Here is a 16,180-nt window from a genome sequence, read left to right as displayed (position 1 = left end):
AGTCCTCCTTATTTTTCTCCGCGCAGACGTGCAATCTTTGGTTCCAGGAACGCATACAGCTTGTTGCAGAGCGGAATTCCTATAAATATAGCAACGTAGATACCGGTGATTCCGGAAAGGGTCTCACTGGTGCTGGCAAGCGCCGAAATCTTATCGGCCATAGCCGGGTAAATCTCTGTTAAGCTGGCCGTAGCTGACGCCATCATGATGCCGGCACCGACGCCGGAGGCCATTCCCAGTGCGTATGGGTGGAAAATATTTAAAGCAGCTACCATGGTAGCCATAAATCCGAAATAAATGGTTCCGATCATGCCGCCGACTATGTAAATGGATAAGCTGCCGCGGGCTTCCGGTGAATCCGGTCCATACATATCTGTAATCAGGGCCAGATTGGTTTCACGGTTGATGGAATGTGTTGCACCGATTGCCTCACGCTTTAAGCCGAGGAGAAGTGCGAATGGCAGAGCGAGGAAGATCGTTCCCAGGTTGCCGATTTCCTGCAGTAAGAGAGCCGGACCGGCCTGAATAACCGTTGAAAGGCTGGCGCCTGCATTGATGCCGAGCTTTGCGATAAAGGGGCAGATAGCCACGATTACCAGCTTTGACGCTGCGGTTACTTCTTTTTCTTTCATGACCTTTAAGATCTGCGGTCCTGATAAAATACCCATGAAGAGAGAGTAGAAGATCGGGAACAGGATCAGCATTCCGGGGCCGAGAGGAATCTTAATCTGGCCGATGCTGTCTGCAATCAGGATAAAGATAAAGGCTATGATGTACACACGGTACTCTGTCTTGATCCGCTCCTTTAGGGAGGAATACTGGAAGGTTTCTTTTTTCATACACTTACGCTCCTTTTGGTAAAATGGTAACATTCGCTTCGGATATGTTTGATAGCTTCATTCTAGCGGAAGAGAAGCAGATAAAAAAGGACAAATGAGATATTTTGCACAAAAATAGGGAAAAATGTTTTTATAATTATAAGATAGTACTAAATTGTACGAGATTTGATGAATAAACAGGCAATAAAAAAAGGTCTGTACAGATAACGGGGAGTACCCGTTGCTCTGTACAAACCTTTTTTGAATCAGTTCAGAATCTGAAACTGATTAAGCTGCGTATACGTTGACAGCCTGGATTCCACGGTTGCCCTGAGTGGTATCGAAAGTAACTTTCTGGCCATCTTCCAGAGACTTATAACCATCTGTCATAATTCCGGAAAAATGAACGAAAACTTCTTCTCCTGTCTCGTCGTTTGTGATGAAGCCGTAACCCTTTGAGCTGTTAAACCATTTTACTGTACCCTTATTCATGAGGTACCTCCTAATATAATATTATTATATTTGTTCTGAAACTAAAAATCACATATTTTTGTAAAGCATTATTAACAAATAATGACTTACAAAAATATGTGAATCAAAATCTCATTAAAATACTCTATTATGATATCATAGTACGAAAAAATTGTCAAGCAATTCTGAAAATTATTTTATTTCTGTTTTTGGTATCAATATTTTACATTTGTTTTTTCGCGCTGTATAATAAAAGAAGCGAAAACATCGGAAAAGGAGCCGGAACATGAATTGGGAGGAATTGCTGAAACGAGCGCCAAAGCTTGAGGCATATATCAAACATATGCCGCCGGATATCAAGGCCCGCAGTGTCATTAAGGTGATACCGCCGGGACAGATCATCCACCAGAAGAATTACGAGCTGGACTATTTTGCATTTGTCTGCTGCGGAGACCACCGGGCCATCAATGAATTTGAAAACGGTAATGTGTATATGATTGAGAAGAACGAGGCCATAGACTTTGTGGGCGAGGTAACAATCCTGGCGGGGCAGGAGCGGACCTCTGTCACCCTGGAGACCATTACGGAATGCGTTCTCCTCCAGATGCCGAGGAAGGATTTTGAGCGGTGGATTAAGGAAGATATTGATCTTCTCTATTTAATAGCCAGCAAGGTGGCGTTTAAGCTGTACCGTTCCTCGTCAAAGAATGGGGCGACGCTGTTCTATCCGCCGAACTTTCTGCTTCTGGAGTATCTGGTACAGTACGCCGATAAGCATATGACGGGAAATAAGACGAGCATTACAGTTCCATTTACCAGGAATCAGCTGGAGGAGGAGCTGGGAATCAATATTAAGACCTTGAACAGAACTGTTAAGAAGTTAAAGGATACCGGCATGATCGGGATCACGAAAGGAAAGCTGACCTTTGATAAAGAGCAGTATAACAAGGCCGTTGCGGAGCTGGCTGTGCTGAGAAAGGGGGCAAATCACTGGTAAAACAGCTGGATGAGACTGGAAATTATATCAGTATAAAAGTATTTATTAGATTTGAATAAAAAAGGGGGTGATATTGTTATTTTTTTGTCAATTCTATTATTGACAATTATTTAACGAAAACATATAATGATACTACAAAGTTCGTTAAAAAAATATCGAACATAAAAAAAACCTATTAAACTTATTAAAAAAAACTGGAGGTAAGTCAGGATGGCAAAGAAAGAAGAACAGGTAAAAGTTCCGGAAATCATTGACAATGTAGACGCTTTGGTTGCAAAGATGGAAGCAATGAGAGAAGCTCAGAGAGAATTTGCAACCTTCACACAGGAACAGGTGGACAAGATCTTCTATGAAGCAGCTAGTGCAGCCAATAAAATGAGACTCCCTCTCGCCAAGATGGCAGTGGAAGAAACCGGCATGGGTGTTGTGGAAGATAAGGTTATCAAAAACAACTACGCAGCTGAGTACATCTACAATGCCTATAAAGATACAAAGACCTGCGGTGTTATTGAAGAAGATAAGGCATACGGAATTAAGAAGCTGGCAGAGCCGATCGGTATCGTAGCAGCCGTTATTCCTACAACAAACCCGACTTCAACCGCGATCTTTAAGACACTGATTTCTTTAAAGACAAGAAACGCGATCATCATTTCCCCACATCCGCGTGCTAAGAATTCCACGATCGCTGCCGCAAAGGTAGTTCTGGACGCAGCTGTTAAGGCCGGCGCACCGGAGGGAATCATCAGCTGGATCGATGTTCCTTCACTGGAATTAACGAACGAAGTAATGAGAAGCGCAGACATCATTCTGGCCACAGGCGGCCCTGGAATGGTTAAGGCTGCTTACTCTTCAGGAAAACCGGCACTGGGCGTAGGCGCAGGCAATACACCGGTTATCATCGACGATACAGCCAATATTAAGCTGGCAGTAAACTCCATTATCCATTCCAAGACCTTTGATAACGGTATGATCTGTGCTTCCGAGCAGTCCGTTACCGTTCTGGAAAAGGTATATGATGAAGCGAGAAAAGAATTTGCGGCAAGAGGCTGCTACTTCTTAAAGGGTGATGAGATTGAGAAGGTTCGTAAGACTATCATCATCAACGGCGCTTTAAATGCCAAGATTGTAGGGCAGACGGCTTACACCATTGCAAAGCTTGCAGGTGTCGAGGTACCGGAAGCGACCAAGATCTTAATCGGCGAGGTTGATTCCGTTAATATAGATGAAGAATTTGCACATGAGAAGCTGTCTCCGGTTCTTGCCATGTATAAGGCAAAGGATTTCGACGACGCGCTTGCAAAAGCAGCTCAGCTGGTTGCTGACGGCGGCTACGGCCACACGGCTTCCCTGTACGTAAATGTAAATGAGCATGAGAAGATCATGAAGCATGCCGAGGCTATGAAGACATGCCGTATTCTGACCAACACTCCATCTTCTCAGGGCGGTATCGGTGATATCTACAACTTCAAGATGACTCCATCCCTGACATTAGGCTGTGGTTCCTGGGGCGGAAACTCCGTATCTGAAAACGTAGGTGTAAAACATCTGTTAAATATCAAGACCGTTGCCGAGAGGAGAGAGAACATGCTGTGGTTCAGAAATCCTGAAAAGGTTTACTTCAAAAAAGGCTGTATGCCTGTTGCACTGAGCGAATTAAAGGATGTATACGGTAAGAAGAGAGCATTCGTTGTAACAGACTCCTTCCTTTACATGAACGGTTATACAAAACCGATTACAGATAAATTAGACGAAATGGGCATCGTATACACGGTATTCTCCGATGTACAGCCAGACCCGACGCTTGCCAACGCACAGGCAGGTGCAAAGGCTATGAGAGCATTCCAGCCGGATACCATCATCGCTCTGGGCGGCGGTTCCGCTATGGACGCAGCCAAGATCATGTGGGTAATGTATGAGCATCCGGAAGTAGACTTCCAGGATATGGCTATGCGTTTCATGGATATCCGTAAGAGAGTCTACACCTTCCCGAAGATGGGTGAGAAAGCATACTTCATCGCGATCCCGACCTCTTCCGGTACTGGTTCCGAGGTTACCTCCTTCGCAGTTATCACAGACCAGGATACAGGCGTTAAATATCCGCTGGCTGACTACGAATTAATGCCTAAGATGGCGATTGTCGATGCAGACAACATGATGAGCCAGCCGAAGGGCTTAACAAGCGCTTCCGGTGTGGACGTTCTCGTTCACTCTCTTGAGGCTTACGCTTCCGTTATGGCTTCTGATTATACAGATGGCCTTGCATTAAAGGCTATGAAGAACGTATTTGATTACCTGCCGACTGCTTATAATGAGGGAAATAATGTTGAGGCGAGATGCAAGATGGCCGATGCTTCCTGTATGGCTGGTATGGCGTTCAACAACGCATTCCTGGGAATCTGCCACTCCATGGCGCATAAATTAGGTGCGTTCCATCATCTGCCGCACGGTATTGCAAACGCATTACTGCTCAATCTGGTAATGGAATTCAACGCTTCTGAAGTACCGACCAAGATGGGTACCTTCCCGCAGTATGAGTATCCTCATACACTGGCAAGATATGCAGAATGCGGACGTTTCTGCGGCGTAACCGGTAAGGACGATGCGGAAGTGTTCAAGAAATTCCTGGTTAAGATCACGGAATTAAAGACAGCGGTAGGCGTTAAGCCAACCATCCAGGCTTATGGAGTCGATGAGAAGTACTTCTTAGATACTCTTGACGCTATGGTAGAGCAGGCATTCGATGATCAGTGTACAGGGGCTAACCCGAGATATCCGCTGATGAGCGAACTCAAAGAAATGTATTTAAAGGCTTACTACGGTAAATAAGTTTAAATAGGTTGCAAAGGGCCGTACCCGATTCGCGGGACGGTCCTTTGTGTTTTTCGTATTCAGACGGCGGTTTTATCGCTGTTCAATGGTTCCGCCATTTTTAAAGAGGAGAATCATCTCATGGGTCAGACTGACATTCGTATAGTCGCCGGGGATATCTTCACGTTTCATCCAGACTGCTGTGGATAACTCGGTTTCATCCAGATGTATCTGTGGAGAACCATCCAGCTCGGCAAAGAAACCTACCAGCATGGAGTCGCTGAAGGCCCAGGGCTGGTTTTTGTAATAGCGGATGTTTTTTACCTTCAGACCGACTTCTTCCATGACCTCACGGCGCACGGTTTCCTCCAGCGTTTCACCAAATTCGGTATAGCCGGCTACCAGGGCGTAGCGGGTGTATTCTCTGCCGGCGTATTTGGTGAGGAGAAGCTTGTCTCCGTCGGTGATGGCTACGATAATGGCCGGCGCGATCTTTGGATAAATGGTGTTGCCGCAGGAAGGGCAGACTATCGCCCGCTCTTTCCTGCTCTTCATGGATTTCGTGCCGCAGCGGCCGCAGAAACGGTTATTGCTGTAAAAACGGTGGAGTTCCGCCCCATTGGCGGCGGCAAAGGCCATCCAGAGCGGCTCTAAGTCGCGGATCACCGAGGTTTTATAGAGCGCCAGAGCTTCATTTTCGGAGAGCGTGACGCTGGTTTCATCAATTAAATAGTATTCCGCAGAGTCGATGGAAAAGAGATAATCACAGTGGCCTTTGACGGCGTCGCCGTCAGATAGCTCTGAAAATCTCGGAATTTTTAACGCGTCGGTGTGTTCCAGAAGGATGGAACCATCCTGGAAATATAAAAAATAACTGTTTGGAGACGGTGTTTTAACGTGAAATTCGTTCCGGAACCGGTGAGGTTTGATTTCCTGAATCATGCGTGAGATGCCTTCTTTCTAATTATATTATCGTATTATTCAATCATATCACGGTTGTATTCAGGAAATCATAGCAGATGAGCGTAGGAAAGTCAATGGATGAGTTATGATATTACGTCGTCAGAAAACCGGCGCGTATAAGGAGTCTGCGCATCTGAGTGCCGAGGATGACAGCCAGAATGGTGAGTACGATATCTTTTGGTACGAACGCAGTCATGGAATAGATGAAAACACCGCCGACGCTCATGTCCCCGGCGAGAAATGCCCATTGGAGGCCACCGGCCGCTTCGTTGATGGCAAGTCCGATTAAGGGGAACAGGTAGGAAAGGACGGTGCCCATCTGTCTGTTGGCTGTCTTAAAGCGCAGACCGCATAACACAGACATCAGAGGCCATGACCAGATGTATCCGCCTGTAAAATCGACCAGGACTGAGAAGCCGCCGCGGAAATTGGCAAAGATGGGGAGTCCGACGGCGCCCAGCAAGATATAGGAGAGCGTACCCAGGAGTCCCAGCCTCCAGCCGAATACGACGCTTACCAGAGCGATTCCGAAGACCTGGATGGTGATGGGAACGCCTGTGGGCATGGGAATGGAAATCTGTGAGATTATGGTGAGTATGGCGGCTATCATTCCGGCAAGAGCCAGATCCCGGGTGGAGATGCGTTTGGCCGGTGATGCTGAGGTGACAGCGGCGGATTCTTTTAAATGCATAGTGACAAGACTCCTTTCAGCTTTTTATTTCGATTTGAGTGTATCATAGAGAAAAAACAATGTCAACTAATTATAAAAAAGAGTTTACAATTAAATTAATAAAATAAAGTTTCATCATTTCTTGACTTTATTTTATTTACTTGCTATAATTTCTATCAGTTACAAAAGGCAAAGGGGCCGGAACGTATGTTCTGGCCCCTTTTTGCCCTTTTGGAAGCAATATTCACTGATGTGAAGTCGTATGGTAAATGTGGAAAATCACAAGGAGGAAAAATCTATGTCGTATGTTGATGAAGTTTATGAGAGAGTGGTAAAACAGAATCCGGGAGAAGCCGAATTCCACCAGGCAGTAAAGGAAGTGCTCGATTCTTTGAGACTGGTCATTGACGCAAATGAGGAGAAGTACCGTAAGATGGCACTCTTAGAGCGCCTCGTAGAGCCGGAGAGAGTCATTTCCTTCCGTATTCCGTGGGTTGACGACAACGGGCAGGTACAGGTCAACAAGGGATACCGCGTGCAGTTCAACAGCGCAATCGGGCCGTACAAGGGAGGCTTACGTCTTCATCCGTCCGTAAACCAGGGTATCTTAAAATTCTTAGGTTTTGAGCAGGTATTTAAAAACTCTTTAACAGGACTTCCGATCGGCGGCGGCAAGGGTGGTTCCAACTTTGATCCAAAGGGCAAATCTGACAGAGAGGTTATGGCATTCTGCCAGAGCTTCATGACAGAGCTTTACAAGTACATCGGCGCAGACCAGGATGTTCCGGCCGGCGATATCGGCGTAGGCGCAAGAGAGATCGGCTATATGTACGGACAGTATAAGAGACTGACCGGCTTATATGAAGGCGTTCTGACCGGCAAGGGCTTAACATACGGCGGTTCACTGGCTCGTACACAGGCGACTGGCTATGGCCTCGTATACATTGTAGATGAGATGTTGAAGCACAACGGAAATGAACTGGCTGGAAAGACAGTAGTCGTATCCGGATCCGGCAACGTGGCAATCTACGCGACAGAGAAGGCACAGCAGCTGGGCGCCAGGGTGGTTGCATTAAGCGATTCCAACGGATACATTTACGATAAAGACGGCATTAAGCTTGATATTGTCAAGGATATCAAAGAGGTTCGCCGCGGACGTATCAAAGAGTACGTGGATGCAGTTCCTACCGCTGTTTATACAGAAGGAAAGGGAATCTGGAGCATTCCATGTGACATCGCTCTTCCATGCGCGACGCAGAACGAACTGAATTTAGACGATGCAAAGGCCTTAAAGGCAAACGGCTGCTTCGCAGTGGCAGAGGGCGCTAACATGCCTTCTACAAGAGAAGCAACGGACTTCTTCCAGGAGAACGGCATGATGTTTATGCCTGGCAAGGCAGCTAACGCAGGCGGCGTGGCGACTTCCGCACTGGAGATGAGCCAGAACAGCTTAAGACTTTCCTGGTCATTTGAGGAAGTGGATGAGAAGCTTCATGGCATCATGGTAGGCATCTATGCGAAAGCAGCGGATGCGGCTGAGAGATACGGCGTAAAGAGCAACTATGTGGCCGGCGCCAATATCGCGGGATTTGAGAAGGTTGTGGAAGCTATGATGGCTCAGGGAGTTGTGTAGGATTCTGAGGATTTCTATTAGACTGCTTATGAGACGAATGTGAATAATTAATAACCGGAAGACAGGAAGGGATACCGATCCTTTCGTGCTTCCGGTTTTTTGATTTTGCAAATCGCAGAAATAACAATTGATACAAATCACAATGAATTTTTATACTCCGTAGGACTGATGCCCTCCACCTCCTTAAATGCCCGCACAAAATGCGCCGGTTCGGGATAGCCCACCGCGTCGGCCACCTCATAGACTTTCAAGTTTCCCTGACGGATCAGCTCCTTGGAGGTCTGGATGCGGAAATCCCGCAGGTACTGGCGGAAGGTGATTCCTGTCTTACTTTTGAACAGCGTGCTGAAATAGTTAGGGTTTAAGTATACATAAGCGGACACATCGTTCAGGGTAATGGTATCCCTGTAATTATTCCGGATATATTCCTTGGCCTTTTTTATGACGAAGTCTTCTTTATTATTAAGGGAATCCATGGCCTTTTCCACATAAAAGTTCAGCGTGGCAAACATGGAGGTCTGAAGCTCTTTTAAGCTGGAAGCATCCTCGATCTGCGCCAGAATGTCATAGTCTGTCAGGCTGGACTGGCTGACGACCGGGATGAAGTTGGCGTTGCGTCCCATCAGGTCATAAATACCATTGGATAACGTTCTGCGCAGATGCGCGACTGGGGGGCGGCGGCTGTTAAAGTACGCGAACAGCCGGGAGAGGTGTTCGAGGGCGCCGGCATAATCGTATTCGGCCAGGGCGGCGGTCGTTAAGTCTAAAAGCTCCTGTTCCGCCGCCCGGTGCCGCTTCATACCGGTCTGCTCTCCTTCCTCTGAGCCAGTCCACTCCTTTGAATCAGCCGTATAGGGCAGGTCGAAGAAATACCGCTCAAAGCCCCGCAGGCATTCCGCCTTTAAAAAGGATAAGTCGGCCAGGGGCAGAGGGCTTAAGCTGGCGCTCACGAAGAGTCCCTCGTCTTCCAGCTGCTTTAGAAAGGCGGCTGTAAGGGCGGCGCATCTGGCGGTCTCTCCCAGTTCAAAAAGCAGCAGAATCCAGTACTGGCCGATCTCACCGTATACCGGGCAGTAGGAGGATGAAGGAGGAAAACAGGACTCAAAGCGGGTCTCGATAAAATTACGGATGATTTTCTTGCGGGAATAGAGGCCGTGGGACATATCGACGTACAGAACGCGGCAGGGCGTATCCCGGTTGATGTGGCTGCGCGTCAAAAATGCCTCTTTCTCCTCGTCTACCGGGGCGGATCCGAAGAAGCCCTCCAGAAGAATCTGATTCTTTAAATCGGCCTCCAGGGCCGGTGGATTTAAGGAATTGATCTCCAGCGATTTAAAGATGGAATCCAGGGCATTTAAGAGTAGTCCCTCGTTGACCGGTTTTAACAGATAATCGATGGCTCCCAGCTTTAAGGAACTGCGGACCAGATTATAGTCGTCATATCCGCTGAGCACCAGTGTCGGAGGAATGACGTATTCTTCCTTTAAATGCGTGAGCAGCTCTAAACCGCCCCACACAGGCATCTTGATGTCGGTGATGACGGCATCAAAATGAAACTTAACCACCTGATCGAAGGCGATTCGTCCGTTTTCCGCGGTGTCCGTAATGACGGTGTCCGGATAAGCATTTTGAATCATCCGGGACAGTCCGATCCGGATGTTGGGATCATCATCAACCACCAGTATTTTATACATGATTTTCCTCCTCCTTGCTGGAGCGTGTCTTAAAATTCATTCCTGTCATCTGCACGCCTCATTTCGCAGACGTAAGCGGAATTTTAATGCAGACTGAGGTTCCGCGTCCCTCCTGGCTCTCGATCGTCAGCCCGTAGCCGATTCCATAATATAGCTCGATCCGGCGGTGCACATTCTTTAAGCCAATGCTTGTAAATGCCTCATTTTCACCTCTGATATAGCCGTTCAGTGCCTCCACCTGTTCCGGCGCCATCCCCACGCCGTTATCCGTTACCTGAAAATAGAGGATTCCCTCTTTCTGATATCCGAAGATACCGATCCGTTCATTTCCTGTAAAGCCCTCGAATCCGTGGTTCAGCGCATTTTCCACGAGGGGCTGGAACATGAGTTTTAATGACAGGAATTCATATAAGTCCTGGCTCACCATGACATTGATCTTCACGGCGTAGTGGAAGCGGTACTGCTGGAGTGTAATATATTCCTTTAAATGCTCGATTTCCTCCTGCAGAGTCACCAACTCGGTCGGTGAGGAGACCCCGTAGCGCAGGACATCGGCCAGCAGCAGGCACATCTGGGAGATATCGTGGGCGCCTTCCGTGTAGGCCGCCATACGCATGCTTTCCAGCGTGTTGTAAAGGAAATGAGGATTAATCTGATTACGGAGCATCTGAAGCTCCAAATCGCGTTCTGCAATATCCTTTAAGTAAACTGTATTGATCAGATGCTCCACCTGTCCGGCCATCTGGTTAAAAGAGTTGGTCAGATATCCCAGCTCCGCATCCGGCGGAATCTCCACACGGACGGAGAAATTCCCCTGTCCGATCTCTCCGCAGGCGGACACCAGGGTCTCGATCGGTTTCGAGATACCGCGGAAGGTGTACTGGACGAAGAGGATGATCAGAAAGAGCAGAAGCAGTAGGGACACCAGGATCGTTACCAGCGGCATATAGGAGATTACGGCGGCCGGAGTGGATATCACACAGGACAGGCCGGTGGAATGATCGGTCACCATATGGAAGAAATAGCCGTTTCCTTTGAGACTTATGTTCCCTTTGAAGTTTACATAAGTATACGGAACTTCGGATGACGCACTGGAGATCCCGGTGGCAGGCATCCGGCTGGACATGGTTTCCAGCGGAAAACTGTCAGAGGAGGACAGCAAACCGTTATCTGCATCTAAGAGGGCATAGGACTGGCCTTTATAGGAATGCAGGCGGGTAAAGGAGGACTGGAGGTCATTGATATCCAGCTGGGCAAGGACGAGGCATAGCGGGGCAAATGAGCTGCGCAGATTAATGAGGACACGGGTGCCGTAGAGGTAGTGCCGGGAGGCTCTGCCGGATGGATCTTCCTCGGATTCATTGAAATCAGAGGGGATCTGGTCCGATTTCAGCAGTACAAGTTTGCCTTTCCGGTCTATGACATGCTCCCGCCAGGGGGCCTCTGTGAGAGAGGACGCGTTGAGGCGGGTGAAGTCCCTGCTGTCGAAGATGATGGGATCACCGTCGTTGGTGTAGAGATAGAGGCCTTCCAGGGAGGGAAATAGGTAGAAGAGCTTTCTCGTGGCAGTGGTAAATGTCTTGGAGAGAGCGGCACTCGTCTCCTCTGAAGTGGCATAATCCGATAAATAAGGGAAAATGGAACCGTTTCCGTTATTCTGATAATGCTCCTGAAGAAGATAGGAAGTCACCTTATCCAGAGTATCCACCTTGCCGGAGGCCTGTTCCAGCAGAGTCGCAGCCGTCTGATAGGCGGCGGTGTCCAGCCGGGCATAGGTCTGCCTGCGAAGTGTTATGAAAATATAGGTAAAACAGCCTGCCATCAGCAGGACGATTAAAAACAATATAATGAAGAGACGTTTGCGGACTCCTAAATGCTTCAGTGATATCTTCTTTTTCATGGTGTTCCCCAATCTGACCGTTCTGTGGTACAGACCTATTATAGCAACAGAAAATGACAGGATGCAAGCCGGCGGAGCGAGGATGTGAAGAAATGGTAAGAAATATAAAATAGGGGTATTCATTTCCTGTCTGAAATTGATTATGATTAGATCATCAAAAAGACGTGCACGTTTGAAAAAAGGGAAAGTGAGAAAAGGTTATGAGATATCGGAAAGTAATGGCGGTTTTATCAGCAGCTGCACTGGCAGCAGGCATTATAACAGGATGCGGCGGAGCATCCGATCATACAGGCGGTGAGAGTTCTAAAGCGGTGGCGGGATCTGTCACACTGGATTTCTTTCAGATGAAAAATGAAGCTAAATCCGTTTATGATGAGATCATCGCAAAGTTTGAGGCGGAAAATCCCGGTGTCAAGATCAATCAGATCTCCCCGGCAGACTCCGAGACCGTATTTTTGACCAATATTTCCACCGGCGATATTCCGGACATCATGAGTGTCTATCCGGCGGAGGCGACGTATAAGAGCATTATGGACGAAGGCATCATGGCGGATATGACCGGTGAGAAGGTACTTGAAAACGCGGAAGCCACAGCCGTGAAGATGTGCGAGCATAACGGAAAGGTATATACCATGCCATTTGCCCTCAGCTCATTCGGCATTTTCTGTAATAAGGACATGTTTGAGGAACAGAATCTGGAGCTTCCGGAGACCTGGGATGATTTGATTAAGGCTTGCCAGACCTTCGAGGCGGCGGGTATTACTGCCATCGCCTGCAATGATAAGGACTCTGTCGCACTCGGACAGGAGGCGGAGCGAATCATCGGTATCATTAAAAATGATGTTTACAACGATTTTGAGACGGTTGGAACGAGTGACGCTTCGTTTACGGACGCTAATCTTCCTTACGTGCGTACCATGGCGGAAGCCATGCTGGAGCTGAGAAAGTACGGCCCCAAGGATTCTCTCGCAATCGGCAGAGAGCAGGCCACCTCTGACTTCGTCAATAACAAATATCCCATGTTCATCAGCGGAACCTGGGGACTGGCGGCCATCTTAAAGGCAGCGCCTGAAATGAACCTTTCCATGGTACCGATTCCTAATCCCGCAGGGGAAGCGCAGTCCCTTCCGATCAATGTGGACATTGCCCTGGGATACTCTGCGACGACAGAGCATCCGGAGGAGGCGCTCAAGTTTATCGAATTCTGTGCAAGACCGGAGATCAACCAGCTTCTGGCGGACAATGAGGGAACACCTACGGTCATTAAGGGCGTAGAGTACCACATTGAACCCCTGGCCCTGATGAAAGAGAAGATGGCGGGAGACAAGACCTTCCTGACCCTTGTCAACTACTGGCCGGCCGGCATGCGCAACGAGTGGGCAATTCCGATGCAGCAGCTTCTGATCGACCAGAATGTCGATCATTTCCTGGAAGAGACCGACAGGATTGTTAAACAGTACTACAAAGAATCCTAGAGTGTATTTGAACATGAATTTTCAGATATACTTGAGAGCAGATGTTGAATACGCTCTATAACAAAAGGTGTTGTGCTTACGTTTCCCAAGGAAGCAGGCACAACACCTTCTTTCAAAAAGAGAGGGTTTTTATGAAGAGTAAGAAAAAGATAAACAACAGGGATATCACGCTGTTTCTGTTCGTGATACCGGCAGTGGTGCTCTACTGCATGTTTTTTATTTACCCCATTATCAATGGTTTATATTACAGCATGACGGACTGGAACGGGATCACGAAGAAGTTTCATTTTATCGGACTGGGCAACTATCTCTCCATCGTGCAGGATGCCCGTTTCCGCGGGTCCTTCCTGTTTACCCTGGTCTACGCGCTGATGCTCCTGGCTCTGGTTCTGGTGATCAGCATGGTGCTGGCGCTCCTTTTGAACAGCAAGATTAAGTATAAATCGGCCTTCCGCGCCATTTATTTCTTCCCGGCCGTCATCAGTATGCTGACTGCGGGCCTGATATTCAACGAGTTCTTTTACCGGGTGCTCCCGGGGATTGGCGGGCTATTTGACATCGAAGTGCTGAAGACCAGCATCCTGTCCAATCCCAGCCTGGCGAAATACGGAATTCTGTTCGTTCACGTATGGCAGAGCGTGGCCATACCTACCGTACTTTTGATGGCGGGGCTTCAATCGATTCCGCAGGAACTGATTGAATCGGCTTCTTTGGACGGCGCGAATAAATGGCAGCTGTTTAAACACATCACGCTGCCCTTCGTGCTCCCGGTGGTGACTGTGGTGGTCGTTCTCATGTTTAAAGACGGTCTGATGCTGTTTGATTACGTGGTGGGCCTGACGCAGGGCGGACCTGCGGGTGCCACGGAGAGTGTGGCGCTCCTCATCTACAACCACGGGTTTAAGGAAATGAAGTTCAGCTATGGTATTGCGGAATCCATTATTCTGTGCATTCTGGTGTGTACGATTTCCTTTATCCAGATTGCCGTCAACAATAAGAAGAAAGTCTATTAGGAGGGAGGACCTATGAAAACACAGACGAAACGGGCAGCCGGCACGTATCTCATTCTGGGAATTGGTATCCTGCTCATCATCTATCCCCTGTTTTTGACAGTCATTTCGGCCTTCAAGACGGAACCGGAGATTACAAAGAATTTTCTGGCGCTGCCGGAAAGCTTTTACCTGGGGAACTTCAAAAATATACTGAGCCGTCCCGATTACTATCAGGCGGTTGGAAATACCTTATACATAACGATTCTGTCTCTGGCCGGTATGATCGTGGTTCTTCCCATGGTGTCCTATTCCATTGCCAGAAAGATGGATGTCAGCCGTTTTTATAAATACCTCTATTTCTTCCTGCTAGTCGGAATCTTTGTGCCGTTCCAGGTAAAAATGATGCCCTTAATCAAGACGATGAGCCGCCTTCACATGCTGACTCCCACTGGAATCATCATTGTGTATGTGGCCAGCTCCATCTGTGAGGGCGTGTTCCTCTACGTGGCGTTTATCCAGGGCGTACCGACGGAGCTGGAGGAGGCAGCCTACATTGACGGAGCATCCACAGCCAAGACGTATTTCCAGATTATTCTGCCGCTCTTAAAACCCATGACGGCCACGGTGCTGATCAAGATGGGCTTATGGATCTGGAACGATTTCTTTCTTCCCCTGCTGGTATTAAATAAATCGACGAAGTACTGGACGCTGACGCTGTTTCAATACAACTTTAAGAGCACCTTTACGGTGGATTATGCGCTGGTGTTTGCCACCTTCATACTGTCCATGCTCCCGGTGTTCCTGGTGTACTTAGTCCTGCAGAAACAGATTATCGGCGGGCTGACCAACGGGGCGGTTAAGGGCTGAGTGATGCGGCGGCTTATACCGCTGGAAAGGAGATTATACCATGAAAATAAAGTATTTGGGAACCGCGGCCGCGGAAGGCTGGCCGGCGCTGTTCTGTGACTGCCCATCCTGCCAGATGGCGCGGGAGCTGGGCGGTAAAAATATCCGGACACGCGCCCAGGCGGTGGTGGATGGCAGACTGTTAATTGATTTTGGACCGGATACGTATCTGCATGTGATCAGAGACGGTCTGAAGCTTCATGAAATAAACCATTGTATCGTGACTCACGGGCACTGCGACCATTTCTATGCCACGGATCTGATGATGAAGGCCAGGCCCTATGCCCAGTCCGGAAGTGCCGCGCCGTTTCATGTCTATGGTACAAAGCGGATCGGGGAACTGTATAAACGCATGCGGGATGTGGATGACGACTGTGAAAATCTGGATGACTGTGTAAAACTCTCTGAAATTTACCCGTTTCAGCCATTTTCCGTCTTAAATTACCGGGTGACGCCTCTTCGGGCCGCCCATGATCCGGCGGAGTGCTGTCTGATCTTTCTGATCGAGGATGAGGCGGGAAAGACGCTTCTGTATGGAAATGATACGGCGTATTTTCCGGAGGAGACGTGGGAGCAGCTGCGCGGCCGGCGGCTGGATCTGGTCAGCCTTGACTGCACCATGGGTATTCTGGGGGACGGAGCGACCCATATGGGCTGGAATGGGGACGTGAGAACGAAGGAAAGGCTGGAGGCTATGGGTTGTGTCCATGACAATACCGTGTTTATCCTCAATCATTTCTCCCATAACTGCGGTCACGGGCTCTCCCATGAGGAGATGGAGGCGCTGGCGGCGCCAAAGGGCTTTCTGGTAGCCTGCGACGGGTTTACAGCGGAAGTATAGGACGAAAGACGG

The 16,180-nt window shown here is 48.4% G+C and carries 13 protein-coding genes and 1 pseudogene; 7 read left to right on the top strand and 7 right to left on the bottom strand.

Annotation, left to right across the window (positions count from 1 at the left end):
- Positions 1 to 8: 8 nt before the first annotated feature.
- Entirely contained in the window at positions 9 to 839 is an 831-nt protein-coding gene (locus H8S80_RS29410; RefSeq protein WP_002605392.1) for a DUF3100 domain-containing protein, read from the bottom strand.
- A gap of 267 nt (positions 840 to 1,106) precedes the next feature.
- On the bottom strand, positions 1,107 to 1,310 hold the full coding sequence (locus tag H8S80_RS29405; RefSeq protein WP_002605391.1) for a cold-shock protein: 204 nt from the start codon (positions 1,308 to 1,310) through the stop codon (positions 1,107 to 1,109).
- A gap of 265 nt (positions 1,311 to 1,575) precedes the next feature.
- Between H8S80_RS29405 and H8S80_RS29400 the strand changes: the two genes are divergently transcribed.
- Both H8S80_RS29400 and adhE read left to right on the top strand, forming a co-directional pair.
- On the top strand, positions 1,576 to 2,286 hold the full coding sequence (locus tag H8S80_RS29400) for a Crp/Fnr family transcriptional regulator (protein ID WP_002605390.1): 711 nt from the start codon (positions 1,576 to 1,578) through the stop codon (positions 2,284 to 2,286).
- 210 nt (positions 2,287 to 2,496) lie between these two features.
- Positions 2,497 to 5,112 (top strand): bifunctional acetaldehyde-CoA/alcohol dehydrogenase, encoded by a 2,616-nt coding sequence (gene adhE, locus H8S80_RS29395; RefSeq protein WP_002605389.1) that lies wholly within the window; start codon positions 2,497 to 2,499, stop codon positions 5,110 to 5,112.
- A gap of 75 nt (positions 5,113 to 5,187) precedes the next feature.
- Here the strand turns inward: adhE and nudC are convergent, their stop codons facing one another.
- On the bottom strand, positions 5,188 to 6,036 hold the full coding sequence (nudC, locus tag H8S80_RS29390) for an NAD(+) diphosphatase (RefSeq protein ID WP_117633076.1): 849 nt from the start codon (positions 6,034 to 6,036) through the stop codon (positions 5,188 to 5,190).
- 112 nt (positions 6,037 to 6,148) lie between these two features.
- The gene (locus tag H8S80_RS29385; protein WP_117633077.1) at positions 6,149 to 6,748 is read right to left on the bottom strand and encodes a biotin transporter BioY; all 600 of its coding nucleotides are present in this window, start codon (positions 6,746 to 6,748) and stop codon (positions 6,149 to 6,151) included.
- A gap of 277 nt (positions 6,749 to 7,025) precedes the next feature.
- On the opposite strand from H8S80_RS29385, the gene gdhA reads away from it, so the two are divergent.
- A complete protein-coding gene (gene gdhA, locus H8S80_RS29380) occupies positions 7,026 to 8,360 on the top strand; it encodes an NADP-specific glutamate dehydrogenase (RefSeq protein ID WP_117633078.1) in 1,335 nt (444 codons plus the stop codon).
- Between the two features lie 137 nt (positions 8,361 to 8,497).
- Here the strand turns inward: gdhA and H8S80_RS29375 are convergent, their stop codons facing one another.
- The 3 genes and pseudogenes from H8S80_RS29375 to H8S80_RS29370 form a co-directional block, all read right to left on the bottom strand.
- Positions 8,498 to 10,054: a response regulator transcription factor gene (locus tag H8S80_RS29375; protein ID WP_117633079.1), complete on the bottom strand. Its 1,557-nt coding sequence runs from the start codon at positions 10,052 to 10,054 to the stop codon at positions 8,498 to 8,500.
- A pseudogene (locus H8S80_RS35205) lies at positions 10,047 to 10,112 on the bottom strand (DUF6783 domain-containing protein); the annotation flags it as partial. The gene H8S80_RS29375 and the pseudogene H8S80_RS35205, both read right to left, overlap by 8 nt.
- Positions 10,113 to 11,954 (bottom strand): sensor histidine kinase, encoded by a 1,842-nt coding sequence (locus H8S80_RS29370; protein ID WP_181988026.1) that lies wholly within the window; start codon positions 11,952 to 11,954, stop codon positions 10,113 to 10,115. It abuts the pseudogene before it with no gap.
- Positions 11,955 to 12,154: 200 nt separating this feature from the next.
- On the opposite strand from H8S80_RS29370, the gene H8S80_RS29365 reads away from it, so the two are divergent.
- From H8S80_RS29365 to H8S80_RS29350, 4 genes are all read left to right on the top strand, one after another.
- Positions 12,155 to 13,429, top strand: a complete 1,275-nt coding sequence (locus H8S80_RS29365) for an ABC transporter substrate-binding protein (RefSeq protein ID WP_243007983.1) — start codon at positions 12,155 to 12,157, stop codon at positions 13,427 to 13,429.
- Positions 13,430 to 13,560: 131 nt separating this feature from the next.
- Positions 13,561 to 14,442 (top strand): carbohydrate ABC transporter permease, encoded by an 882-nt coding sequence (locus H8S80_RS29360; protein WP_117633082.1) that lies wholly within the window; start codon positions 13,561 to 13,563, stop codon positions 14,440 to 14,442.
- A gap of 12 nt (positions 14,443 to 14,454) precedes the next feature.
- On the top strand, positions 14,455 to 15,288 hold the full coding sequence (locus H8S80_RS29355; protein ID WP_002605381.1) for a carbohydrate ABC transporter permease: 834 nt from the start codon (positions 14,455 to 14,457) through the stop codon (positions 15,286 to 15,288).
- Positions 15,289 to 15,328: 40 nt separating this feature from the next.
- Entirely contained in the window at positions 15,329 to 16,168 is an 840-nt protein-coding gene (locus H8S80_RS29350) for an MBL fold metallo-hydrolase (RefSeq protein WP_002605380.1), read from the top strand.
- Positions 16,169 to 16,180: the final 12 nt, after the last annotated feature.

The organism is Hungatella sp. L36 (assembly GCF_014288035.1).
The sequence above is the reverse complement of the archived record's forward strand: the minus strand, read 5'-3'. Positions and strand labels throughout refer to the sequence as shown.